Here is a 22,234-nt window from a genome sequence, read left to right as displayed (position 1 = left end):
TGGCCAGATCTCCAAGGGCCGCGTGCGGGACGCGGACCAAGGGCTACCGGTCAGCTGGCGGGCGCGGTCTCGACCTCGGCGGCCTCGGCGGACGCGGCCGCCTCCGCTTCGGCGTCCGGCTCGGGCTCGTCGACGCCGGCGGGGCGCTGGAGGCGCTCTCCCCGGTCGACCAGGGCGGCGTCCAGGTAGCGGGCCGCCTCCTCCTCGGTGACCTCCAGCTGGTACCGGCCGAAGGCCAGCGCCACGAGGTCGGCGGGGACGGCGGGCTGCTCGAAGGGGCTGACCAGGATGGACGCCAGGGTCATGAGGCGCTGGTGCCGCACTCGCTGGCGGTAGTTCTTTCCGAACATGGGCGGGGTCTCCTTCGCGGAAGCGTCAGGTCAGGCGGTGCGGCGCTCGTCGTCGGTGTCCTTGACGACGTGCAGGGGCGGGAGCTGGCCAGAGGCGCGGAGCATGGCGATCGGGTCCAGCGGGCCGTCGGCGAGGGCGGCGCGGTGCGCGCGGGCCTCCTCGATGGCGGCGGCGGCCGCGGACTGCTCGCGGGCGACCTCGATCCTGGACTTCGCCTCGATGTTGGCGATGGTGATGTCCGCGCTGCGGTCCACCTGGAGCGCGGCCATCTCGTTGGCGTGCGCGGTGGCCACCCGGCGGTCGTCGCGGCGGGAGCGGGCGATCAGGACACAGGAAGCGATGACGGCGACGATCCAGATGATCAGCGCCGGGGCGATCGGGTCGGCGTAGACGCCGACGGACAGGGCGCCGAAGGTCAGCGCCATCGACGAGAAGACGGCGCTGGCCGTCTCCTCGTCGTTCTTGGCGGCGAAGTAGCCGGAGGCGGCACCGAAGGCGAGCATGAGCCCGGCGGCGCTGGGCGAGTGCTCAGCGCCCTGGGCGTTCCAGATCCGGGCCAGGGCCAGCAACGTGCCGGCGGCCGCGGTGGTGCCCACGTAGGCGCGGTGCTCGCTCAGGAAGTCGATCGGGGTCTTCGGAGCGGGCATCTGGCCGGGGGCCGGGGTCTGCTCGGGCATCGGGGACTCCTCGCGGGGTGGGTCAGTCGGTGGTCTCGGAGGGGGCGGCAGCGGCCCGGGCCTCGGCCTGGGCCCGGTGCTCGATCAGCTGGCGGCGGACGTACTCGCGCTTGTAGCCGATGGCCTCGCAGGCCTCGGCCTGCTTGACCTCGCCGCTGTCGATCGCGGCGGCGACGTCCGCCCAGAAGTCGAATTCGGCGTCGGCCTTGCGCTGGTCGCGGGTGGTCTTCGCGGCCGCCAGGCGCTGCTGGACCTGCTGTACGCGCTGGGCTTCGGCGGCCTTCTCGGCGTCGGACTTGGGCATTTCTCGGCTCCTTCGGGATGGGGGAGGATGGGTTCTCCTCCTGCTCCGGTCTGGAGCGGGTTCGGAGCCCGGGGCGGCCGGAGTTCCTTGGCCGGGATGGCGGCCGCCCCGGGGCGAAGTCACTCGCTGAGGTCGCGGTGACCCATCGACTCGGCGGCGGCGCGGACCAGGGCGACGGTGTCGCTGAGCGCGGCCGCCTCCTCCATCTCGCCGTCCTGGGCGTACGCGCCGCGCAGGTGCACGGTCAGCTCGTGCAGTGCGGGCAGGACCTGGCTGGCCTGGAGGGCGAGCCGGATGTCGTCGTAGTTCGCGCCGTTGGTGATGTCCTCGACGGTGTCCCGGAGGGCCGTGGTGGCCTCCCACAGGTCGTCGCCGTCGCGGCTGTCGGGGTCGATGCGGTCGGCGATGTCGTACGCGAAGCCCTTGACCAGCAGGGCGGCGCCCCACGTGGCCAGGATCAGCAGGATCGCCATGTTGGCGGTGATGGTCAGGACCGGGGTGAACTCGGTGACGTCGTTGACCATCCAGGCGAGGACACCGGCGCCGACGACGCCGACGGCGACAGTCGAGACGTGGTCGCCCACCAGGCGCAGGACGTGGGTGGTGCGGCGCAGGGCCAGCAGGGCGTGGCCGTGGCCGTTGGCGGAGTTGAGGTGCATCGCGGTCATGAGCGGGGTTCCTTCCCCTCGGTGTGCGGCCCCTGGTCGGGTGCCGCACTCTTAGAATGCCTACTTTTTGTGGGCCTGTCTAGCGTGTGCCTACTTTTCATAGGCATCTTCTTGTTTCCGCTGGTCAGCCGATCCGGGAGACCGGGACGGCGGGGGCGGGGATCGTGGCGTGGGCGGCGGCCGTGAGGCGGGCGACCAGTTCGTGCGCGGTCTCGCCCGCCTCCCGCAGCGTCTTGACCAGGTCGGCGTCGCCCAGCGCCGTGGCGGTGGTGGTCAGGGCATCCAGGTAGACGGCCGCGTCGTAGATGTCGCCGCGCAGGGCGATCAGGCCGGGCTGGTAGGCGGGGACGCTGGTCAGGCTCGCCGCGCCGGCCAGGTGCTCCGGCATGTTCGCGTCGCGCACCTGCTCGACCTGCTGGTCGAGCGCCGCGGCGAGTTCCTCGGTGCTCTCGTGCGCCCAGGTCTTCCCCATAAGGCGGGCGGCCAGGGCGGTGAGCTTGGAGGAGACGTTCACGGTGACTCCTTAGTCGTCAGGGAATCCGGCCGGATCGACCGGGCGTTCCCGCCGAATCCCGCACTCCGGAACTGCCGGATTTACAGAGTTCGGGAATCAGCGCGAGCGGGGGCGGGTCATTTGGTGTTGCTGGTGCGGCGTTCGTCTTTGCCCTGGCGGGCGCGCTCGGCGCGGCGCTCGGCGGCCGCCAGGGCGGCCGCGGCCGGTCCGTCGCACTCGACGCAGGGGACGGAGATCCCGGGGGCGGTGATCCGGCCGGTGTCGTCGCAGACCAGGCACTTCGGTCCCTTCGCGGGGGCTTGGGCGCCGTAGGCCTTGCGGTAGGCGGAGACCGGCGGGGTCTTCGGGGGCTTCGGCTCTGCCGGGCGCCGGCGGGAGGCTTTGACCGGCTCGACGCCCCCGGCCTGCATGGTCCAGGCCGTCCGCAGCAGGGCGGCGACCGGGCGCATGGCCTCGTTGCGCACCCGCTTGCCGACCTTCTTCTTGACCGAGCGGATCTCGCGGCGGACCTTCGCCTTCGCCTTGCGCTTGCCGTACTTGGCGATCTCGACCGCTCCCTTGCGGAACTCCTCGGCGTAGTCGATCGGCGGGGGCGGCTCCTCGCCGAACCCGGCCTCGATCAGCCATTGCCACTCGAACTCCTGGCGACCGGCCCGGAACCGGCAGTACGCCGTCCACTGCAGGAGGTCGACGCGGGGCTCGACCCACACGTGCCCGACCGGGCAGGCGGCCTCCACCACGGCGTCCATGCCGCTCTGGTAGGCCAGCCGCAGGCCGGTGTCCGCCCCGCAGAGCGGGCAGGCGATCACGGTCGGAATCCACACGCGGCGCCATGTGTGCTCGGGGTCCTCGACGACGACACGGAAGCGGCGCTCGAACGAGAGGTAGTGGGCGCCTGAGTCGGGATCAAGGGCCCGCCACGGCTTGATCGGCATCAGATTTCCTCCGGGGAACATTCGTGATCTTTCGGACGTAACAGCGGCGGAACTGGGGGAAACGTGCAGGTCAGGGCCGTGGAACAGGTCCGGAACGGGGCCCGGGAGGGGGGAACATGTTCCGGCCCGGGGCGGGGGTTCCGGCCCTGTTCCGGGCCGGTTCCCCCTCGCTGACCTGCGTGTTTCCGGGTGTTCCGGAAGCGGGTCAGCTCCCGTCGGCCTCGCCGATGAGCCTCTTGAGGTCGAGCAGGCGGTAGCCCTTGACCGTCTTGGAGGCGCCCTTGGGCCGGTACGACTCCTTGGTCCACTTCTGGCCGCGCGGGGCCAGGACCTTGTCGAGCACCAGGGCCAGGACCGCGCCCTTGGTCATCGGCTCGCCCCCCTCGGGGACGAAGCGGTCCAGGTCCCACGACGTCGGGTCGAACCCGTGGAGCTGGTCGAACAGCTCGTCCTCCGTCAGGCCGCTCGGGTCACTGAGGTCCCGGTAGATCGTGCGGATCGTGCGCAGAAGGACCGGGAGCGGCTCCTCCTCGCCCTCGTCGTCGTCCCACGGGTCGCCGCCGCCGGGGTTCGGCAGCTCGACGCCGGAGACGAAGGCCTGGGTCCCGGCGTCGAGTTCACACAGGCCTGCGTCGACGCGCTCCTCAGCCCGCCGGTCGGCCTCCTCGTCGCTGGTGATGCAGGCGCGGTAGGGGATCGGCTCGCAGTAGGCGGCGCCGGCCAGCGGGTACACCACGGAAGCGTCGTTGACGGCATCGCCCATCGCCGGGAGCAGCCGGTCCGCCCGCCAGCCCTCCGCCATAGCCCCCTTACCGACGATCTGAACGATGTCGTCCCTGTCGCAGGCGCCCATCACCTGGACCGGCACCTCCGCGAGCCACGTGTTCTCGCCGATCTTTTCCTTGGTGACGCTGTGGGAGGCAATCACCAGCACGTCGTCGGACTTCGCCGACGTGAGATGAATCTGCCGGACCAGTTCGTCCAGCTTCATCGGCTTTTCCTCGCCCTCCTCACCCTTGGGGAAGGTCTCAGCCTTAGCGGCCGTCACCAGGGCCGGGAATTCGTCGATCACCACGGTGATACCGGGGAATTCGGGGCTGGCCTCCCAGTTCCCGCCGGTCATACCCGCCCGCTGGAACAGCTTGGGCCGGTTCATTCCGATGGTCAGAGCCCATTCCAGAACGGTGCGCGCCTCGGACGGCGTGCGTGCGACGGCGGCCATGCACTTGGCGTACGGGCCGAATCCCGCACCGTACGAGCCAAGGTCGATGCCCACGATGATGCGGTCGCGGGTCGCGGTCAGCGCGTCCAGGTAGGCCCGCAGCACCGTCGACTTTCCCGAACGGGGCTTGCCGATGATGCTGACGCTGGTCCGCTTGCCCGGCAGCGCCAGGACCCGGCCGGACATGTCGGCACCCATCTGAGCCTTGTGCAGGTCATGCGTGCTGATCGACTTCGGCGCCCGGTAAGGCAGCTCCGGCACCGCCTTCCACGGGTCGTCGCCCGGGATGCGCAGCACGCATTCGTTGCGGGCCTGCTTGGACTGCTGCAAGAGCGCCGAGTTCGTGCGCACGCCCGGCAGGCAGGCCTCCAGCAGACCCAGGTTCTCCGAGAGCTTCTCCGGAGTCTGGTTCTTGAGCACCAGCTCGACCTCGAAACCCCACTCCCGCGGCAGGACCCGCAGGGAGTGGACCGCGACCTTGACCTCCTGGACCAGGGCCTCGTGCAGCATCGCCTCGAACGCCCGCGGCGTCATGCCCATCTCGAACCGGTCCGGCAGACCGGCCTCGGTGCGCTCCAGCTCCTCCAGCTCCTCCGGCGACATGTCCGGCTGGCGGCCGACCCGGGCCAGGACCGCGATGTTGACCAGCACGCCCGCGCCCAGACCAATCAGGCCGTCCATGAACACGAACCCGGCGACGTCGATGCCAGCCATCGAGCCGTACGCGCCGGCGGCGCGCCAGAAGAACTTGCTGCGGGCCGTGGCGGCCGCCGCGGTGGCCTGTACCAGCGCCATCGACGACTCCTGCTGCGCGACGTCGGCGGCCTTCTTCTTCGCGTCCCGCTGGAGCAGCGCGAACTGGGCCCGGCGGGCCGCCCGCTCCGCCTCCCGCGCAAGCATCTCGGCACGGACCTTGGCGGCGTCGGCGTTTCGGCCCTCGACCCCGCGCACCCAGCGCTGGATGCGCACACCGCCGCGGACCGTGGTGGGCACGATGCCGCGCGGCGTCCACTGCCGCGCCGCCCACCGGCGGACCCGGCGCCGGGCCTGGCGCTGGTGGTACATACGGCGGGCCGTGCGGCCCTCCGGGGTGCGAAGTGCCGGGCTGATCCACGGCGCGTCGCCCTCCGGGTCCTCCCCCAGCTCCCACTCCCGGGCGGTGAACACCGTCCCCTCGACCGGCGCGGGCGCGGGCGGCTCGGGCTTGGTCATGTCGACGCGGGCCGCCGGCGCGGACTCGGGAGCCTCCGGCGCCGGGGTGTCGGAGACCTCGGGCGTGGTGTCGGCGAAGGGCAGTCGGATCACCTTCGCGACCGCCTCGCCGCGGCCGTTCTGCGCCGTCCGCTCGTCGGTCTCGTTCATGCTGGTCTCGCCTCCTCATCTGGGGTGGTGGCGAGACGGGGACGGCCATCGTCTTGGTCGGTGAGGGACCGGCCCCGTCTCGCTCTGTTCAGTTGGTTCCGGGACTCTGTGAGCCCGGGAGTCACAGACTTACAGACTCCGGCATTCGCCGCGCGTGTCAGCTGGTCGCGGCGAGGTGCAGGACCGGGTCGCCGTTGTGCTCGCGCTCGGCTTCCTTGATCCGCTGACGGCACCAGGTCTCCCCGCGCACCATCCGCATGTGCTGCTCCGGCACCTCCTTCTCGAAGTACCGCTGCACGTCCTTCCAGCCCGTCTCCTTGTCCGCGCGCAGCCGCGCGAGGACCCACTCGCGGGCCGCCTTCTTCTCGGCCTCGGCCTGCTCCGGGGTGGCCGCGCGAGCGGTCTCCGCCGCGAGGGTGCGGGCCGCGCGGGACTGCTTCGAGCCGCCCTCGTCAGAGCCCTTCTGACGGCCCCGCACGGAGGGGGGGTTGTTGGGCTTGACCTGCTCGTTCGCGGCGCGCGTGCGGGCCGCGCGCGGGCCGCGCGCGGGCCCCTGAGCGGGGACCTCGGCGCCATTTTTGATCTTCGCGTCGGATGCCTTCGTGCGGTCCGCGCGCAGAGCGTTCGCGGGGTCCGCGAGGATCTTCCCGATGGCCTCCGGGTCGATCATCCAGCCCTCGCCGGCGGGCACCTCGCGCACCGGCTCGACGGGCGCGTCGAACATCGCGAGCGACGCCGTGGGCCTCAGTTGGTCGTGCTGCTCGACGAGCCCGGCGACCTTGCCAGCGCGCCGCCCGAACCGCTTGAGGATGCCCTTGGTGACGCCCGGCTCGGCACCGTGCACCTGCCTCCACGCCCGGTCCCAGGCGTCCGCCTCCGACAGGGGCGGGATCGTCGCCGTGCGCAGCCACGCGGCCCGACGCATCACGCGCCAGTGCTTGATCCGCCGCAGCAGCGCGATCCGGATCTCCTCCGCGGTGCGGCCACCGGCCGCGTGGCTCTGGGAGTGCATGTAGATCTCCCAGACCGCCACGCCGAACAGCGAGGAGGCGGCGAACACGACGGCGAGCTGCGGCTTGTCCGCGTGGTGCCAGGCGTTCAGCCCGGCCGCGACCGAGGCGAACAGCCAGGTCATCACCGTGTAGAGGCCCGCGGGCTTGTTGTTGGCGACCGCCCACTTACGAAGCCATGCCATCGCCCACGTCGCGCCCTCGATGAAGACGGGCACCATCAGCGCCAGCACCCAGATCACACCGAGGCCGACCACCGCCGAGAACTGCCCGGGGAAGGCGAACGCGATGCTGGTGACGACCACGGTCATCACCCACGGCAGCGGCTGACCGATCGCAGCGGCGAGCCGCTCGTTGCGGGCCTTGCGGGCCGCGGCCCGCTTCTCCCGGCGCTTGGCCTTCTCCTCCAGCTTCTTCGTCTTCGCCGCCTGCTTGCGCAGCCGCCTCTGCTCTGCGGCCTTCTCACGAGCCGCGTTGATCTCGATGTCCGCCAGGGCGTTGGTCTTACGGCCCTCCGCCTCGGCGTGGACGGCCGCCGCGCGGGCCGTGACCTTGTCCATTTGACGGCGGCCCTCGTAGGTCGTCGTCTCCATCAGCGAGTCCTTTCCTGGCCGTGCCCCTGGCGGGCGCGGGTGACGCGGGTGATCGGGTCGGAGACGTTGAGGGAGGTCAGGACCTCCCAGGGGTTGAAGTCAGCACCGGTCCTCACGCCGCCTCCTTGTCCCGAAAGCCGCCCGCCACCGTGCGGAAGGCGGGGGAGGCGAGGACGCCCGGCGGGGTGAGGACGGCGTCCAGGGCGATGACCACGAGCGCGATCAGCACCATGCCGACGCGGGCCATGACGTCCAGCTCGATCCCGAACAGCCAGGCGCCGCCGGCCAGCGCGGCGAACAGCCGCACCCGGCCCAGCATCACGGGCAGCAGGGAGAACAGGACGGTCAGGCGGGGGTTGGAGGTCGTGAAGTTCATGCGGCCCGACCACCCTTCGCGGTGCTCAGGGCGGCGGTGCCGGGCCGCGGCAGCGGCACCACGTTCGCCGGTCGGCGGATGCCCAGCACGCGGCGCAGGTGCTCGATGTTCTCGCGGTCGATGGCGCTGGTCGGGTCGCTGGTGTCCTCCAGGAACTCCACGAAGTCGGCCCGCAGCTCGGGGGAGGCGGCGCGGAGGGCGGCGAAGTCGATACCGAAACCCATCGCGGCCTCGATGTACTCGCTCTCGCTGCCGACGATGCGGCCTGCGACGATGGTCCTCATAGGGTCGTGCCTCTCTACTCGGTCGGCCCTTGCGCGGGCTCTCCGGCTTGGCTTCCAGGCGGCCGGAGGGCCCGTTTTTGGCATGGCTGTGCCCTTGGAAGAGGGCTTTGGGACTTTCGCCGGTTGAGTTGAAACCTAGGTTTCTTCCGGCTGATCTGATGACACACTACCCAATGAGCGATGTCAAGAACCTAGATCCAAACGGCTTCACCGACACGCTAGACAAGCGATCGAATCGACGTTAAACCTAGATCTGTCTTAGGGTGATCGCCCAGGACATCTACGACGGGGAGATACGCACTCCAATGACCGGCCTAAAGACGCCGAAGTGGCGACAGCTCGCCGACGAAGTTCGGCGCCAGATCGAAGACGGCACGTACCCACCGGGTGCAGCGCTGCCCCAGCTCAAGCCTGCTGCTGAAGCAGCAGGGGTCTCCTACGAGACGATGCGCGCCGCCTACAAGGCTCTGGAGTCAGAAGGGCTGGTGAGGAGCGTCAAGCGCACTGGGTTCGTGGTGCTTCAAGCGCCGGGTCGTCGACGCGTGACCCGGGGGACGACCGTCGCCCGGGACCCTGCACGCGGCTACGTGTTCCCAGCAGCCTCCCGCCCTGACGAACCTTGGGAGGTCCACGGACGGCCCTTCCGTGCGTTCGTCCCGGCCCCCGCCGAGGTAGCCGAGCACTTCGGCATCTCGTCGGGCACCGAGACCCTGCGCCGCCGGCGCGTGACTTCGCCCGCTGGCGAGCCGCCGTTCCAGCTGGTCGACACCTGGATCAGCCCCGACGCGGTGGCCGATGCTCCCCAGGTCGCCGAGCCGTCGACGGGGCCGGGCGGCTACCTGGACCGGTTGGAGGAAACCGGGCACGGTCCCATCTCATGGTCCGAGACCGTCCGGGTCCGCATGCCCGATCGGGAAGAGGCCCAGCTGCTCACCATCTCGATGGCCATGCCCATCTTGGAGACCACGATCATCGGTGTCTCCGCGAGGACTGAGCGCCCTATCGAGGTCACTGTCCGCGTGATTCCTGGCGATCGGGTGGAGCTGGTCAGCGAGCTACAGAGGGCCCGATCCGCCCGGTGGCCGGTCACTCCGGTCAAGCCGAAGAAGTAGATCACCGTCGGTGGCCACGACCGACGTTCACCCGCTGGAGACGGCACCAGCCAGCAACAAAAGGTGTGTCCCACCCGTTGGGCAGCAAGGTAGGAAGAGGAAGATGAGGACCGTGAAGCGCCAGCAGCCCCCGTAGACAGCCCCCACAAACGCCGCGACGGCCGCCCCTTTGCCACGAGGGAACGGCCGTCTGAAGTCGACTCGCCGCCTAGCAGCACCCGAGTCGTACGTCGGCGGTAACGCCGGGCACCAGACCACAGGGGCCCGGGTACCGATATCAGAATAGCCAGACCCGGCCGCACCAAACAGCCACACGTGCGCCGCGTCACCTATCTGGTGATGAACCCACCGTCGTACGGCTCCCCGATACCAGGGGAGACCCCAGCACGATGAGCACCACCGCTCGACCGCCCGGCACGGACACCGCGCCGGGGATGACCTCCGCCACCCCGAGAGGGGGTGCGCGTTGAGGAAGCGTTCAGGACGGCCGCCACGGTTCGCCGCCGTCCCCAATGAGACCGTCGACGACTCGGACAGCCTTGACCTGGAGGCCTTGGGCCTGCTGACCGTGGTCCTGCGCCACAGGGACGGCTACGAGATCACCCTGCACGAGATCGCGGAGAAGTACGGCTATGGCCGGGATGGCCTGGCCGGTGCCTGGGGCTTGCTCCAGGTCGCCCGGTACATCGTCAAGGTGAAGATCCAGTGGGCCGGGGACAACCAGTGGTCGACCGAGGTTGTGGTGTACGACACGCCCGCCACGGACGACGAGGTCAAGGAGCTGCTGGACAGCATCGCGCGCGAGCCGAACGTGCGGACCGTGAAGGTGGAGCCGCCGACGAAGTCGGCACGGGAGCGGGCGGCGAAGCACCTCGCGAAGGTGGAGGCCAAGCAGAAGAAGAAGCGGGAGCGCCGCAAGCTCGGCTTCGAGGTGCCGGGGCAGGCGGCGGAGAGCGGCCGGGGCCGGGGCGCCCGTAGGGGAGAGGAGGGGAGCGGGGCCGCCGGCGCGGCGGCCGCAGCTCCGGCCCAGCCGCCCCGGAAGTCGGCGGCGCCGAAGAAGGCGACGAAGAAGAAGGCGGAGCCGGGCAGGCGGCTGACGCAGGCGGAGGCGGCCGCGGTGAAGCGGGTGGAGGCGGCGTTCCCCGAGCAGCTGCGTGCCCTGCTGCCGTCGTACCGGCCGCCGGTGCTGCGGGACGCGATCCTGGACGCTCTGGACTCGCGCACGGCGGACGTCCTGGTCGAGCGGGTGAAGCGTCGGTGGTGGATGCACGGCTACGAGGAAGCGGCCATGCCGGGCGGCAAGGGCATCGGCTCGGCGATCGGCGTCGCGGTGGCGCTGGTGCGTCCGTCGACGGACTGCCCGGAGCCGATGTGCGAGGACGGCGTGATCCTCGACTCCGGGGCGGCGTGCCGGACGTGCGAGCAGCGCAAGGAGGACCGGAAGCGCCCGGTACCCGCGCAGCGCGGCGAGCCCGGCGAGGACCAGGGCGGCGACGCCCCGGCCCCGCGCCGGTGGAAGTGCCGCACCTGCCACACGCCGGGCAAGACCGGCGTGGAGGCTCCCGAGGACGGCCTGTGCGGCCCGTGCCGCAAGGAGGAGCAAGAGGCGCACGAGGCGGCGGCCCGGCTGCAAGGGAACCTGCGGCGGGCGGACGCTGAGCGCGAGCGGCTGGCGCGCGAGCGGTGGAACGAGCTGCTGGAGGACGCCTACCGCGAGCACGCCGAACGCGAGCGGGAGGCCGCTGAGGAGCGCGAGCGCCGGGAGGCGGCGGAACAGAAGCGGCTGGCGGACGCAGAGGAGCGGCGGCGTCTGCAGGAGCAGATCGCCCGGGAGAACCCGGAGCTGCTGGCCTACTCGCAGACCGCCTGACGCAGGTCAGGGACGGCCGCACCCCACCGACGGGGTGCGGCCCCTCGGCATGTCCGCAGTCCGTGACTCTGTGAGTGCGGAACTGCCGGACTGCGGGAATCCGGCTCCCTGGCCGTGCGCATTGCGCACACCGTGCACGGCGTGAAGGGCTGCACGAGGCGCGGCGCGGAGCGTCGTTCCTCGAGCAGCGCCGACCGGACGGCGGCCGTGGGGCGTCGACGTTGCCGTCGGGCACCGCGCGCACGGCCGGGACTGGCGGGCGGGGGAGTGTGCACCTCGTCGCCGGGTGAGCGGGTCAGCTGGGGTGGTCCGGCCCGGAACCGAGCGGACGTCGTCCGGCGCGCGGCACCAGCTGGTGGTCGACGGCGGTGGGGAGCAGCTGCTCGGCGGCCCGTTCGGCGGCCGTGCCGGGCCTGGGCGCGGCGGCGTCCGGCGCCCAGGGGGCGGCGGGTGGTGCTCACGGCCTCATCCTGGCAGGCCCGCGCCGACCGGCGGTCTACTCGGCGGCCGTGGCGGGCGACGTACTGAGCGAGTCGCGGTCGAGGGCCTCGCCGCACCGATGGCCAGTCGTGGGCTCAGCGAGCGCCGTGAAGGCCGTCAGCGGCCGCTGAATCCACTCCGTGCGGGCAGCGCGGGCGTGCGCCTCGCAGGCGTAGACCTCGGTGCGGATGGGGCCATAGGCGAGGCCGCCGTCGATGGTGGCGCGGCCCTCGATCAGGACGGCCGCGTCACGGGTGCATGTGCCGATCCGCCGGGCGGTCGCGGTGGTGGGGTGCTGCTTCATGTCGCTCATCCTGTCAGCCTCTCCTCAGCGTCCAGGACGGCGGTAGACGGTGCGCGGGATGGCGGGCCAGGGAACCCCCTGCCGCAATGCCCTGTCGGCCGTGCGCATTGCGCACACCCCGAGGGTCCGCCGCCCGTCCGCCGGCGCCGCCGACCCCGTCTCGCCGCCCTTCCGAGCACCCCCACCACGGCCCGCGGCGGCGTCTCCCTGTGGCACGTCCCGACTCTCTGAACCGGCCCCTGGACCCCTCTATCGAAGCGTTTTCCCAGGTCAGACCCGACACCCGGTTTTTCGGTTGTCGGGTCTGACCTGCGTAAATGGTTCGTTTCCGCAGGTGGGACCCGACAACAGGGTTTCCCGGGACCCGGGGAAGGCCGGTGTCCCTTTAGAAGACTGGGGTTGTTAGAAGACGAGAGAGAACACAAAAGCGCCTTGCGGCGCGTGCGCCGCTGGTGACGCCCGGAGGGCTAAGTACCGGTAGTAGCGCGCGAGCGCGTGCGAGGCGGCTCCGCCGCGACCGATGGCGCCACGGCGCCAGACCAGTTCCCCTCCCCCGAAGAGATCCATCCGACCGGCCGGTGGCCCACCAGCTCGCCCCTCACCAGGCAGGCCTCGGTGGGCGGCTTCACCCTCCGGTGCTCCCTAACAGGCCCTCGCGCCCGCCGTTCACGGTGTCCTTCTCCCTTGGTACAGGGGCTCATGCCACCCTCACCGCCGTGGCCGGAGGCGACCCCCCGACGCTGAAAGCCCAGGTCGGAGTCGCAACCACGACGTGAGCCGCAGGCTCATGACAAGCGAAGCGACCGGCCACCGCCGATCAAGGGCGCAAGGGCCTGTTAGGGGTTAGAGGAGAGGGGCGCGGGCCCGTCACCCGTTGGGGTGAAGGCCGGTGCCGGGGTGACGGCATCGCCGTGGCTGAGGTGATGACGGGCCCGCGCCGTGGGTGGCTGGCCTAAGTGCGTACGTGCAGGTCAACCCATAAATAGGACGCCCCTCCGGGGCGACTCAACGCAACCCAATCGGCTCCGTCGGGGGCGCCACAGGCGCCCCCGACTCCACCGATGGGACAGCGGACGCCCTACGGGCGGCAACCAGGGGAGGGAGTCGGCGCGTCCCTGAGCGGTCCTGTGCGGCTCTCAGGGCTTGATCGGCACTCCCGGGCCTCCATGCCGGGAACGGCGCTCCTGGCCCCCGTCAGGCGCGTCCTCGGGGGTCTTCTGTGGCGGGTGTGGCGAGGGGTTCCGCCGGGCCGTTGCGGCGCCGCCCTCCCCGCTGGTCCGCCGACCCTGTCCCGCCGGCGGACCCGTGCACCGGGCCAGTCACAGACTCCGGTACGCCGGAATACGTGACTCCCGTACTCACGGACTCTGTAATTTCGCGCATATATATGCAGCTCAGAGGGCATGTGCGGTGGCTGGTTCAAAGAATCTTCCGGTGCTCTCTTGTGAGGGTGTACGGAAGTCCGTACAGTCTCAGGTGTACGAAGTTCCGTACAGCAACCGAAGGAGAACCCGATGATCGTCGCTCTCGCCACCTCGGTGATCGCCGTGATCAGCACCCTGCTCGGCTCGATCGTGACCGGTCGCCTCCAGGAGCGCGTCACCAACCGCAGCGAGGCCGAGAGCCGTCGGCGGGAGCTGCGCAAGGAGCACCTGGACGCCGTCAAGGACCTCGCGGTCGCCGTGTCCGCCCACCGCTCGATGATGTGGCGCCGCGGCGACGCGAAGTTCAAGGGCGACCTGGAGCGCTACGAGGAACTGCGCACCCGCAGCCACGAGACCCGCGCCGCGGTGACCGCTCCCCTGGTCGCCCTGCGGATCCTCGTCACCGACGCCACCGTGCGCGCCGCGGCGAACCGGATGGTCGACGCGACGTTCGGGATGCGTCACCAGGACACCTCCACCGAGGTCCTCAACGACGCCCGGGTCGCGGCCCTCACCGCTCACGACCAGTTCGTGGACGCCGCCGCCGAGTACGTCCGCGGCCTCTGACCCGCCCGACACCGACCGCCGAACAGGAAGGAGAACAGCCGCCATGGAGCAGCCGTCGAAGGAGATCGCCCGCGTCACCGCTGTTGAGACGGCCGCCGAACGCCACGGCGTCGGCGCCGACGAGGCCCTGGCGGCTCTCGCCCCGGCCGCGGCCGCCGCGCTGCGGCTGCTCGCCGACGCCATCCGGCGCGGCACCGACCACGACGACGTCGTCCAGGCCCTGAAGGAGGCCGGGGTGCACGACGCGTTCGCCGACGTCCTCGACGCCGCCTCCGACACCGCCACCAGCGAGCTGGAGGACCCGTTCGAGTTCGACGGCCGCCTGCACGCCGACAACCTCAGCGCCGCCGCCGGCCAGGTCCGCGACGCGTTCCGCTGGCTGTAGCCACCACCACGCAGTACCGAGAAGGGGAAACCGCCTGATGATCGCCATCGTCCGTACGACCACGCTGAACGCCCTCCGGGCCGACAGCGCCGCCCTGGAGACCATCCGCGAGGACCTCACCCGGGCGCAGACCGAGGCCGCCACCGCGACGGACTCCGCCACCCGCGCCGAGACCCTCGCCGAGCAGCAGTTACGGCAGCTCGCTCAGGCGCACGCCGACCGCTTCCAGGCCGAACGCGACCGGGATGCCGCCCGCAAAGAGCGGGACCAGGCCCTGGAGACGGCCCGGCAGGAGGCACAGCAGCAGCTCGCCGAGATCCGCGCCGAGGTGGACCAGATCCGCCGCGACGCCGCCGACACCGAGACCGGCGAGACCATGCGCGCGGCCCTCGCGTACCGCATGTTCCAGCGCCTCTACGCGGACGCCCGTGCCCAGGGCCTGGTGGCCAAGCCGCCGGTCGACCTGGTCGCCGTGATCCTCGGTCTGGACGGCGCCGAGCCGGGCTCGGACAGCGGGCTCGACCGCACGCCTGCCTGACGGGCCTGCGCGAGGTGCCCCAGACCGACGTTCGGTGTGGGGCACCTCGCTCTGTTCGCTCCCTCAGCCGCCCGGCCCGGGCCGCCGCCGGCGGGGCACACACGGCCGGAGTGCCGGAGTACAGGACCACCAGACTCCGGCACTCCGGCACTCCCGGACTCTGTAATTTCAGGCGCTCCACCGCTGGTCAGCGTCCTTCGACGCGCGGCCGCGAAGAAACTTCGCTGCACCCCCTTGCAGGGGTGTACGGAACTCCGTACAGTCGTCATGGGTGTACGGAAGTTCGTACACAGGCCGCAAGGCCCCCGCCGACAGAGGGGAAGCCGATGTTCACCGGAACCCCCGAGGAACTCCGCCAGCGTGAGGCCCAGGCTCGCGAACTCGCCGAACAGGCCGCCGCACTCCTCGCCGAGATCGACGCTCTCGGACTGGGTGAGGGCATGGGCCAGCTGCACACCCCCGGCGGAATGACCCGCAAGCGGCCCGGCCAGGGCTGGGTCGTCGCCGACCGCTAGCCAGCCCACGACGTCCGCAGGTGGACGCGAACCGCACGACAACCCGAGGAGAACCCACCGCATGAACGACAAGGACCCGATCAGCTTCGTCCCGGCCGCCGAGTCCCGGCTCGGCGGCGGTGACTTCGTCATCAGCCTGACCCCCGAGCAGAAGAAGGCGCTCGGGGTGGACGCCCGCGACCTGGTCGACTGGCTGCACACCGCCCTGTCGGCCATGGCCCTGCTGCGCACCATCAACCCGGCCGCCGACCGCGACGTCGCCGGACCGGACACCTGGTACACCGCGGTCAACGACCTCGACCGGTGCCTCCTGCCCCGCTTGCAGGGCGTCAGGGACGCGGTGATCAAGGCCCACAACAGCAGCGGCGGCAGCCTTGCTCAGCTGGGCCGTGCCATGGACGTCTCGCGCAGTACGGCGCAGGACCGCCTCAAGGCGATCAGCAGTCCGGGCCCCCGCCGGGCTCAGTCCGCGCAGTGGGAGCAATGGGCCTTCGGCGCCCCCGCGCCCCGCGGCGAGGCCTCGCAGGACGACAGCGACAGCCAGTAGCAGCCCCACACCCGGGAGGGCGGGCCGGTCCGCCGGCCAGCAAGAGCGGTCCGCCCCCCGGGCTCAACCCCCATCCAGCCAGGACAGGAGATCTCACCATCATGAACGAGACTGCCGCCGCCGTGTTCGCCGCCGTCTTCGCCGCGCTGTACGTGGCCCACTCCGTCGGGGACCACTGGGTCCAAAGCTCGTGCCAGGCCGCCGACAAGGGCCTGCCCGGCTGGAAGGGCCGCCTGGCCTGCACCCGCCACGTCGTGGGCCTGACCCTGACCAAGGGCATCCTCCTCGCCCTGGTCGTCGTCGCCCTCCAGCTGCCCGTCACCGCGCTGGGCTTGGTGCTGGGACTCGGCATCGACGCAGGAACCCACTGGTGGGCGGACCGCCGGACGACTCTCCGTCGCTTGGCCCACAAGTGCAACAAGACCGAGTTCTACATCCTCGGCACCGGCGACCACCCCGCCGCCCCGGTGGCGCACAGCGGCAAGCCCGCCGCGCACCTGGGCACGGGCGCTTACGCCCTTGACCAGGCATTTCACCACTTCTGGCTCCTGATCGGCGCGCTCCTCATCGCGGCCGTCTGACGGCCCCCTGTGCCGCTCCGCCCGCACCTTGGGCGGAGCGGCGCGGAGGACCGTCGGGCAGACCGGCGGCCAACCCGAGAAGGAGACAGCGTGCGCGAGCAGGACTACAGCACCAGCGAAGCCCCCTGGATCCACATCGAGACGTTCGACTTCGACCGCGGCGTCCCCCAGACCGTGGTCGGCGCGCTCCTGGTCGACTTACGCGGCGTGGACTTCGACGACGCGACCGAGCAGGAGCACCTCAAGGGCCGTGACGGCAAGGACCCGGAGGTCGTGGCGCACGTCCTGGCCTCCCGCATGGCGTTCACCAAGCTGCATCGGACCGCGGGGCAGGCGAAGGCGCTGCTCGACTTCAACGCGGCCTCGAACTTCACGCTGCGGATCCTCATCGGCGACGACGGCGGCCGCCCCCGCGCCGTGGTGGTGGGCGACACCCTGACGGAGATCCTCAACGGGCGCGGGATTCCGACCGAAGTGGAGCACCACCACCTCGACCCGCGGGAGGATCGGCCCGTGGCGCAGAGCGGCACGGAGGACCAGGCCCCCGGCATGGACGGCGCGACCCGTGCGGCGGTCCGCGCCTTTTACCGGCTCCACCAGGCCACGGCCGCCGCGGCCGCCGACCCGTTCCACTCCGGGGCCCAGGAGGCGCTGTCGAACGCCGCGCACGAGGCGAACGCCGCCATGAAGGCGGCCGGGCTCCTGGCCCGCCCGCCGCACGAGGTGATCGCACTGGTCCGCCAGGAGTTCCCCAACTACGACCCCACCGGCGGCCTCGGCTGCCAGAAGGGCGACGACCGATGATCCGTGACGCCGCGACCTGCGACACCTCCGGCTGCCTGGCCATCTACCTCGAACCCGACGACCTCCCCGAAGAACGGCCGATCGAGACCGCGTTGGAGGCGGCGGGCTGGGTCCTCGACGACGCCGCCGGCCACGCGTGCCCCGGCTGCGTGCGCGGCACGGGGCCGGTGCTGGAGCGGGGGGAGTGCCCCCGCTGCTGCGGTTCCACCGTCGACCGTACGGACGGGGCGGTCTGCCACTACTGCGGGCACGTCAGCCCGCACCCGCCCGAGGACGACTACGACCTCGACTGACGCCAGGTCGGTACGGAAGGCGGAAGTCCCGGAGTCTGTGACTCCGGGACTTCGGCATGTCGGCACTCCGGCACTCGCAGACTCAGGGCGGTTCCGGGCTGGTCAGGTCGGTAGGGCGTCGATCGCGGCCTGCCACGGGTAGGCGTCCAGGTTGCCGTGCTTGGGCTTGTGGGGGGTGAACCCGCCCTCGCCCAGCAGGACGGTCACGCCCGCCTCGCGCAGGAAGTCGACGTGCCTCTGGACGGCTGGGTGGGCGGCCTGGGCGTCGTTGAAGTGGGGCAGGGCGACGATCGGTACGAGCGCGATGCCCTCGGTGATCAGCCCGAGGGCGAGGGTGTCGGAGACGGCGGTCGCCCACTTCGCCAGGGTGTTGTTGGTGAGCGGGGCGACGAGCATCGCATCCGGCGGCGGCAGCACGTCGGGCTGGCTGGGCAGCTTGTACTGGTGGCGCACGGGGTGGCCGGTGAGCTGTTCCAGGGCCTCGATTTCGCCCTCGGCGTCCTCGGTGAGCCACCGGTGGGCGGACGGCGTGAGGATCAGGCAGACGTCCCATCCGGCCCGCTGGGCTGCCTTGATCGGCACGGACAGGCGCCGGGCGGGCGGCGCGGCGCAGGCGATGACGTACAGGGTGCGGTTCGTGGTCACCGGGGCAGTCCACAGCGCTCGGCGAGGCTGCGCAAGCGCCCCTCGGCGCTGCCCGCGCCCAGCAGCCGCAGGTCCTCGACGAGGGCCTTGGTGCGGGGGCGGCACACGACCTCCTCGGGGGCGAGTGCCTCGGCCTCCAGCAGGGTGTCGACGGCGTCCTCGCGCATCCCGGCCTGCGTCTCGGCACGGGCCCGGTCGGTCAGCAGGTGTGCGCGCCGCTCGCGGGGCAGGTCCTGGAGCCCGGCGGCCGGGATCTCCTTGGCGACGGCCACGGCATCCGCGCCGGCGCAGAGCTGGACGTGGGCGGCGACCCGGTACAGCCCGCAGTTCGTCGCGCCGAACGAGGTCCACAGCTCGTTGCCGTCGCCCCCGAGCTGGGCGGCGTACTCGTCGGCCTCGTCCAGGAACACGGGCACGACCCGGGCCGCCGCTTCGGGGCTGTGGTCGTCGGCCTCGGCGACGGCGGCCTGTGCGAGGGCCGCCTTGAGGAACAGCATCCCGAGCACGCTCAGCCCCAGCGATCCGCGGCGCAGCAGCTCCGGGCGCAGGCGTTCGGCGGCCGCGGTGGCGAACGCCACGGCGGCCTTGGCCTGGCCGTGGCTGGTCATCGCGTCCGCGAGGTGCCGGGCGGCGCTGGCCATGATGACGGGGTCCTCGGAGCGTTCGGCGGCCGCGACCGCGCGGTGCCCGGCCACGACGGCCAGTTCGGTGTCGCCCCACTTGATGGCGGCCGCCTCGGTCAGTTCCAGGGACAGCGACAGCAGCCGGAACGCCTCCTGCTGGTCCTCGCCCTGGTGGCGTTCGGCGGCCCGGGTCGCGTCGACCAGGAGGGCGGGGATCTGCTTGCCGAGCCGGGCAAAGTGACCGGCCTGGAACCCGGTGCGGGCGTAGACCAGGGAGCGGCGCAGGGTGGCGACGGGGGCCGGTTCGGCGTCATCGGCGTCGGTGCGGCCGGTGATGATGTCGTGGCGCTGCAGGACGGCGCGCACGGCCTCGATCTCGGTGTCGGCCGGGCACAGGACGACCGGGTCGTACAGCAGCCGGTCCACCGTGACGCTCAGCCGGGCGGCGATCTCGGTGACCACCGACAGGTTGGGGTCGGCCTGGCGGCGGCCGCCCTCCAGGTCCTCGACCCAGCGCAGGGAGCGCTGCATCAGGGAGGCGAACTCCTGCTGGGACAGGCGGCGGCGTCCTCGCCAATGGGCGACGCGGCGGCCGAACTGGATGCGGTCCATGAGCGCTCCGAGACGGAGTCGACAACCCACGCACTTCGCGTGGGTTACGTCGTGTATACCGCCCGTACGGTCGGGATATGGCCCAGTCCGCCAAGACCTCAACCCCGACGTGGCACCGGCTCGCACAGCCTTCCGACCGGCTCCGCGCGCACTGGGTGCGCGGCGACGACCGCACCCAGTGGGTGGCGTGCGGCCGGACCTGGGACGCGGTGGCCATCTCCCCGATATCGCGCGGCCTGGACGCGCTGGTCGCCATGCGGGTGGGCCCGCGCCGCGGCTACCCGGTGCTAGCCGACCACCTGCGCGACCAGCTGTACGTCCTGGTGCCGCCGGGCACCGGTCAGACGGCCGCAGGCCTTCCCGGTGTGCGCATCCTCAGCAATGGGTTCCAGCTGCTGATGCCCGCCGGCCAGCACGGCAGCCCGGTGGCGCACTGGGTCAGCCCGCCGCGCGAGAACACTCCGCCGCTGATCCGCCCCGACCGACTCACCCACCATCTGCGAGCCCTGGCCCGCGACCACCAGAAGGCGGCCACCTCATGACCAGCACCCACCACGTCCTGTACGACCCGGAGGGCCGTCTCACGGCGGAACTCCCGCCCGACCGCGCGGTGCACGAGCAGGCGGTGCGCATGGCGCTGGCGTGGTCCTCCCCGCTGGACGTGCCGGCCGACGACGTCGCGGCGATCGGCCACCTGCTCGCCGGGGCGGCGCGGGTGGTCGCCGACGCGGTGCGCGCCTGCGCGACCCGACTGCCCGAGGACGACGGCCGCCGCCTGTTCGCTGAGCTGATCCTGCAAGAGGCCGACGGGCGCCTGTCGCAGCCGTGCACGAGCCTGCACCGGGTGCACAATCGGGCCCGGTTGATCCGCGCGCTGTACGAGCGCCTGGACCGCCTCCAGTCCGCGGCCGCTCCGGTCGACGACGCGGCGGCCGCCGCGTCCCCCTGAGCCGTCTCCCGGCGCCTCCCCCCGTGGGCCCGGGCGACGACGAAGCCCTCGGCGGCCGCTCCTGCACCGAGCACCGCCGGGGGCTTCACCATGTCGCGCGGGGTTCGGCCGGGGATCAGGCGGCGACCGGGACCCGCGCGTCGTACTGGGCGACGGTCCAGGCGATGACCTGGCAGGTGTAGATGAACCAGTAGTCGTACTCGGCGAAATCCCACCCGGTGGTGTCGAAGCGGAAGCCGTCGAACTCGAACGCGGCGAGAGCGGCCTTGGCGCCCGCCTCGGTCGGCCTCGCCCTCCTCGGCGGCCTGCCGGATGTAGGCCCGCACCCGGTCCTCGGCGTATGCCTGGACGTCCTTGTCGCCGTGGGGCTGGACCTTCTCCGCCCAGTAGCGGGTGTCCACCTCCCAGGTAGTGCCGCTGCTCATGCACTGGCGGAAGAAGGCGAGCATGTCGTCGTCGCGGCGGAAGACGTGGCTGCCGGTGTGCCCGGTGATCGCGAGGGCGCCGGGCCAGGTCATCACCTCGCACCAGTACGCGGAGGACTTCGGCATGTTGACCTCCAGGTGCCGGTAGAGGCCGTCGTCGCGCCGCACGGTCACCGTGGCGTCCGCCGATTCGGCGGCGAACCGCTGCTTGATCTCCGCGATCCGCGCCTTCAGCTCGGCGTCCGGGTCGATGGGGGGCATGCTCGTTCCTCTCGCCTCGCGCCGGGCGAGGTCACCCGGCCTGCGCGGGGTACAACGAACGGCCCAGCGGGTCGGGTGCGGGCCGGGCCTTCCCGGAAGGGCCGGAATGCGTGAGTCCCGGAGTCTGGGACTCCGGGACTCGTGTGGTGCGGGCGCAGGTCAGACGGCTTTGGCCTTGGAGGGGCGCCCCCACCCGGCGGCCCGCTCGATCGCGTCGAGCAGGGCGGGCTCCCACCCGGCGGCGGTCAGGTCGGCGGTGTCGGTCAGGCCCGCCTCGACGAGCGCGGACAGCTGCATCGCGTGCTCGATCCCCTCGGCCCACGCCGCCCGCAGGGCCTTGCGGCAGGACAACCGCGCTTCGAGTTCTTCGGTGGTGTCCGGCTCGCCGGAGCGGCGCACCGCGGCGAGGGCGCGGCCGCTCTCGGCGACGTCGTCCAGGAGCACGACCGCTTGTTCGGCGTCGGGCTGCCGGGGCGCCGGGGAGGTCTTCGGGCTGACGCCGCGGCGGAGCTGTTCCATGCGGGTGGGCAGGGGGACCCACGAGGGTTCGCCGGCCATCTGGGCATTGGTCTGCTCGACGGCCCGGGTCCAGGCGCGGTAGAGGCCGCGCGGCTCCAGGGGAGTCCCGGGCGGGACGGGATGCTCGCCGCGGTGGTTGGGGTGCAGGGAGACCCACAGCGCCGTGGTGGTGCCCTGCACGCGCTCCATGAGCGCGTACCGCTCGGTGAGCCAGCGGCGCAGGGCGGCCCGGGACAGGCTGGACAGGCTGGCCAGCTCGACGTAGGCCTCCGCCTCGCTCCAGCCCTGGGGCCTGCGTACGGTCCGGACCTCTTCGAGCGAGGGCGCCAGGTCGTCGAGCCTCCACGCGCACGCCTCGCCGGAGCGGGCCCCACTGTCGGCGACCATCGCGCCGATGGCGAGCATCCGGATCTGCCCGGGCAGAGCGGCCTGGTCGGCGGCCTCCTCCAGGGAGGACCGCAGCAGGGAGCGGGCCCGCTTGGGT

At 71.9% G+C, this 22,234-nt stretch carries 26 protein-coding genes and 1 pseudogene; 13 read left to right on the top strand and 14 right to left on the bottom strand.

Going from position 1 to position 22,234, the window contains the following annotated elements; translation table 11 throughout:
* Nucleotides 1-50: 50 nt before the first annotated feature.
* The 10 genes from ACGF5T_RS33485 to ACGF5T_RS33440 form a co-directional block, all read right to left on the bottom strand.
* Nucleotides 51-350 carry a hypothetical protein gene (locus ACGF5T_RS33485; RefSeq protein ID WP_366768179.1) on the bottom strand — a complete coding sequence of 100 codons (300 nt, stop codon included), beginning with the start codon at nucleotides 348-350 and terminating at the stop codon, nucleotides 51-53.
* 30 nt (nucleotides 351-380) lie between these two features.
* On the bottom strand, nucleotides 381-1,028 hold the full coding sequence (locus ACGF5T_RS33480) for a hypothetical protein (protein WP_366768178.1): 648 nt from the start codon (nucleotides 1,026-1,028) through the stop codon (nucleotides 381-383).
* Nucleotides 1,029-1,050: 22 nt separating this feature from the next.
* Nucleotides 1,051-1,332, bottom strand: a complete 282-nt coding sequence (locus ACGF5T_RS33475; protein WP_366768177.1) for a hypothetical protein — start codon at nucleotides 1,330-1,332, stop codon at nucleotides 1,051-1,053.
* Between the two features lie 119 nt (nucleotides 1,333-1,451).
* Nucleotides 1,452-2,000: a hypothetical protein gene (locus ACGF5T_RS33470; protein WP_366768176.1), complete on the bottom strand. Its 549-nt coding sequence runs from the start codon at nucleotides 1,998-2,000 to the stop codon at nucleotides 1,452-1,454.
* 124 nt (nucleotides 2,001-2,124) lie between these two features.
* Nucleotides 2,125-2,514, bottom strand: coding sequence for a hypothetical protein (locus ACGF5T_RS33465; RefSeq protein WP_366768175.1), 390 nt, complete (start codon nucleotides 2,512-2,514; stop codon nucleotides 2,125-2,127).
* Nucleotides 2,515-2,630: 116 nt separating this feature from the next.
* On the bottom strand, nucleotides 2,631-3,449 hold the full coding sequence (locus tag ACGF5T_RS33460) for a hypothetical protein (RefSeq protein ID WP_366768174.1): 819 nt from the start codon (nucleotides 3,447-3,449) through the stop codon (nucleotides 2,631-2,633).
* Nucleotides 3,450-3,654: 205 nt separating this feature from the next.
* A complete protein-coding gene (locus ACGF5T_RS33455) occupies nucleotides 3,655-6,033 on the bottom strand; it encodes a hypothetical protein (RefSeq protein ID WP_366768173.1) in 2,379 nt (792 codons plus the stop codon).
* Between the two features lie 157 nt (nucleotides 6,034-6,190).
* Nucleotides 6,191-7,636, bottom strand: coding sequence for a hypothetical protein (locus tag ACGF5T_RS33450; protein ID WP_366768172.1), 1,446 nt, complete (start codon nucleotides 7,634-7,636; stop codon nucleotides 6,191-6,193).
* A gap of 112 nt (nucleotides 7,637-7,748) precedes the next feature.
* Nucleotides 7,749-8,012 carry a hypothetical protein gene (locus ACGF5T_RS33445; protein WP_366768171.1) on the bottom strand — a complete coding sequence of 88 codons (264 nt, stop codon included), beginning with the start codon at nucleotides 8,010-8,012 and terminating at the stop codon, nucleotides 7,749-7,751.
* Nucleotides 8,009-8,296 (bottom strand): hypothetical protein, encoded by a 288-nt coding sequence (locus tag ACGF5T_RS33440; RefSeq protein WP_366768170.1) that lies wholly within the window; start codon nucleotides 8,294-8,296, stop codon nucleotides 8,009-8,011. The genes ACGF5T_RS33445 and ACGF5T_RS33440 overlap by 4 nt, the downstream gene beginning before the upstream one ends.
* Nucleotides 8,297-8,559: 263 nt before the next feature.
* On the opposite strand from ACGF5T_RS33440, the gene ACGF5T_RS33435 reads away from it, so the two are divergent.
* Both ACGF5T_RS33435 and ACGF5T_RS33430 read left to right on the top strand, forming a co-directional pair.
* Complete coding sequence (locus tag ACGF5T_RS33435) at nucleotides 8,560-9,408, top strand: GntR family transcriptional regulator (RefSeq protein WP_366768168.1); 849 nt, start codon at nucleotides 8,560-8,562, stop codon at nucleotides 9,406-9,408.
* 466 nt (nucleotides 9,409-9,874) lie between these two features.
* Nucleotides 9,875-11,278: a hypothetical protein gene (locus ACGF5T_RS33430; RefSeq protein WP_366768166.1), complete on the top strand. Its 1,404-nt coding sequence runs from the start codon at nucleotides 9,875-9,877 to the stop codon at nucleotides 11,276-11,278.
* A 496-nt stretch (nucleotides 11,279-11,774) separates the two neighbouring features.
* On the opposite strand, the gene ACGF5T_RS33425 is transcribed toward ACGF5T_RS33430, so the two are convergent.
* A complete protein-coding gene (locus tag ACGF5T_RS33425) occupies nucleotides 11,775-12,071 on the bottom strand; it encodes a hypothetical protein (RefSeq protein ID WP_366768164.1) in 297 nt (98 codons plus the stop codon).
* Between the two features lie 1,505 nt (nucleotides 12,072-13,576).
* Here ACGF5T_RS33425 and ACGF5T_RS33420 point away from each other — a divergent pair.
* From ACGF5T_RS33420 to ACGF5T_RS33385, 8 genes are all read left to right on the top strand, one after another.
* Complete coding sequence (locus tag ACGF5T_RS33420) at nucleotides 13,577-14,053, top strand: hypothetical protein (protein WP_366768236.1); 477 nt, start codon at nucleotides 13,577-13,579, stop codon at nucleotides 14,051-14,053.
* Nucleotides 14,054-14,096: 43 nt separating this feature from the next.
* A complete protein-coding gene (locus ACGF5T_RS33415; RefSeq protein WP_319132709.1) occupies nucleotides 14,097-14,438 on the top strand; it encodes a hypothetical protein in 342 nt (113 codons plus the stop codon).
* Nucleotides 14,439-14,475: 37 nt separating this feature from the next.
* The gene (locus ACGF5T_RS33410; protein ID WP_366768235.1) at nucleotides 14,476-14,976 is read left to right on the top strand and encodes a hypothetical protein; all 501 of its coding nucleotides are present in this window, start codon (nucleotides 14,476-14,478) and stop codon (nucleotides 14,974-14,976) included.
* A 326-nt stretch (nucleotides 14,977-15,302) separates the two neighbouring features.
* Nucleotides 15,303-15,491, top strand: a complete 189-nt coding sequence (locus ACGF5T_RS33405) for a hypothetical protein (RefSeq protein WP_366768234.1) — start codon at nucleotides 15,303-15,305, stop codon at nucleotides 15,489-15,491.
* 61 nt (nucleotides 15,492-15,552) lie between these two features.
* Nucleotides 15,553-16,038, top strand: a complete 486-nt coding sequence (locus ACGF5T_RS33400; RefSeq protein ID WP_366768233.1) for a hypothetical protein — start codon at nucleotides 15,553-15,555, stop codon at nucleotides 16,036-16,038.
* 101 nt (nucleotides 16,039-16,139) lie between these two features.
* Nucleotides 16,140-16,619, top strand: a complete 480-nt coding sequence (locus ACGF5T_RS33395; RefSeq protein WP_366768232.1) for a transcriptional regulator — start codon at nucleotides 16,140-16,142, stop codon at nucleotides 16,617-16,619.
* A 90-nt stretch (nucleotides 16,620-16,709) separates the two neighbouring features.
* Nucleotides 16,710-17,423 carry a hypothetical protein gene (locus tag ACGF5T_RS33390; RefSeq protein ID WP_366768231.1) on the top strand — a complete coding sequence of 238 codons (714 nt, stop codon included), beginning with the start codon at nucleotides 16,710-16,712 and terminating at the stop codon, nucleotides 17,421-17,423.
* Nucleotides 17,420-17,716 (top strand): hypothetical protein, encoded by a 297-nt coding sequence (locus ACGF5T_RS33385; protein WP_366768230.1) that lies wholly within the window; start codon nucleotides 17,420-17,422, stop codon nucleotides 17,714-17,716. The genes ACGF5T_RS33390 and ACGF5T_RS33385 overlap by 4 nt, the downstream gene beginning before the upstream one ends.
* A gap of 102 nt (nucleotides 17,717-17,818) precedes the next feature.
* Here the strand turns inward: ACGF5T_RS33385 and ACGF5T_RS33380 are convergent, their stop codons facing one another.
* Both ACGF5T_RS33380 and ACGF5T_RS33375 read right to left on the bottom strand, forming a co-directional pair.
* Nucleotides 17,819-18,361: a flavoprotein gene (locus tag ACGF5T_RS33380; RefSeq protein WP_366768229.1), complete on the bottom strand. Its 543-nt coding sequence runs from the start codon at nucleotides 18,359-18,361 to the stop codon at nucleotides 17,819-17,821.
* Nucleotides 18,358-19,596 carry a helix-turn-helix transcriptional regulator gene (locus tag ACGF5T_RS33375; protein ID WP_366768228.1) on the bottom strand — a complete coding sequence of 413 codons (1,239 nt, stop codon included), beginning with the start codon at nucleotides 19,594-19,596 and terminating at the stop codon, nucleotides 18,358-18,360. Before ACGF5T_RS33375 ends, ACGF5T_RS33380 begins: the two co-directional genes overlap by 4 nt.
* A gap of 77 nt (nucleotides 19,597-19,673) precedes the next feature.
* Between ACGF5T_RS33375 and ACGF5T_RS33370 the strand changes: the two genes are divergently transcribed.
* The 3 genes from ACGF5T_RS33370 to ACGF5T_RS33360 all read left to right on the top strand — a co-directional run bounded on the left by ACGF5T_RS33370 (nucleotide 19,674) and on the right by ACGF5T_RS33360 (nucleotide 21,118).
* Nucleotides 19,674-20,138 (top strand): hypothetical protein, encoded by a 465-nt coding sequence (locus ACGF5T_RS33370; protein WP_366768227.1) that lies wholly within the window; start codon nucleotides 19,674-19,676, stop codon nucleotides 20,136-20,138.
* Nucleotides 20,135-20,545 (top strand): restriction endonuclease, encoded by a 411-nt coding sequence (locus tag ACGF5T_RS33365; RefSeq protein WP_366768226.1) that lies wholly within the window; start codon nucleotides 20,135-20,137, stop codon nucleotides 20,543-20,545. Before ACGF5T_RS33370 ends, ACGF5T_RS33365 begins: the two co-directional genes overlap by 4 nt.
* 447 nt (nucleotides 20,546-20,992) lie before the next feature.
* The gene (locus ACGF5T_RS33360; RefSeq protein ID WP_392890178.1) at nucleotides 20,993-21,118 is read left to right on the top strand and encodes a hypothetical protein; all 126 of its coding nucleotides are present in this window, start codon (nucleotides 20,993-20,995) and stop codon (nucleotides 21,116-21,118) included.
* A gap of 272 nt (nucleotides 21,119-21,390) precedes the next feature.
* On the opposite strand, the pseudogene ACGF5T_RS33355 reads toward ACGF5T_RS33360, so the two are convergent.
* Nucleotides 21,391-22,234: pseudogene (locus tag ACGF5T_RS33355) on the bottom strand (hypothetical protein); the annotation flags it as partial.

Source organism: Streptomyces sp. NPDC047853, from assembly GCF_043204535.1.
Classification (GTDB): Bacteria; Actinomycetota; Actinomycetes; order Streptomycetales; family Streptomycetaceae; genus Streptomyces.
This window is presented reverse-complemented; position numbering and strand designations above follow the sequence as displayed.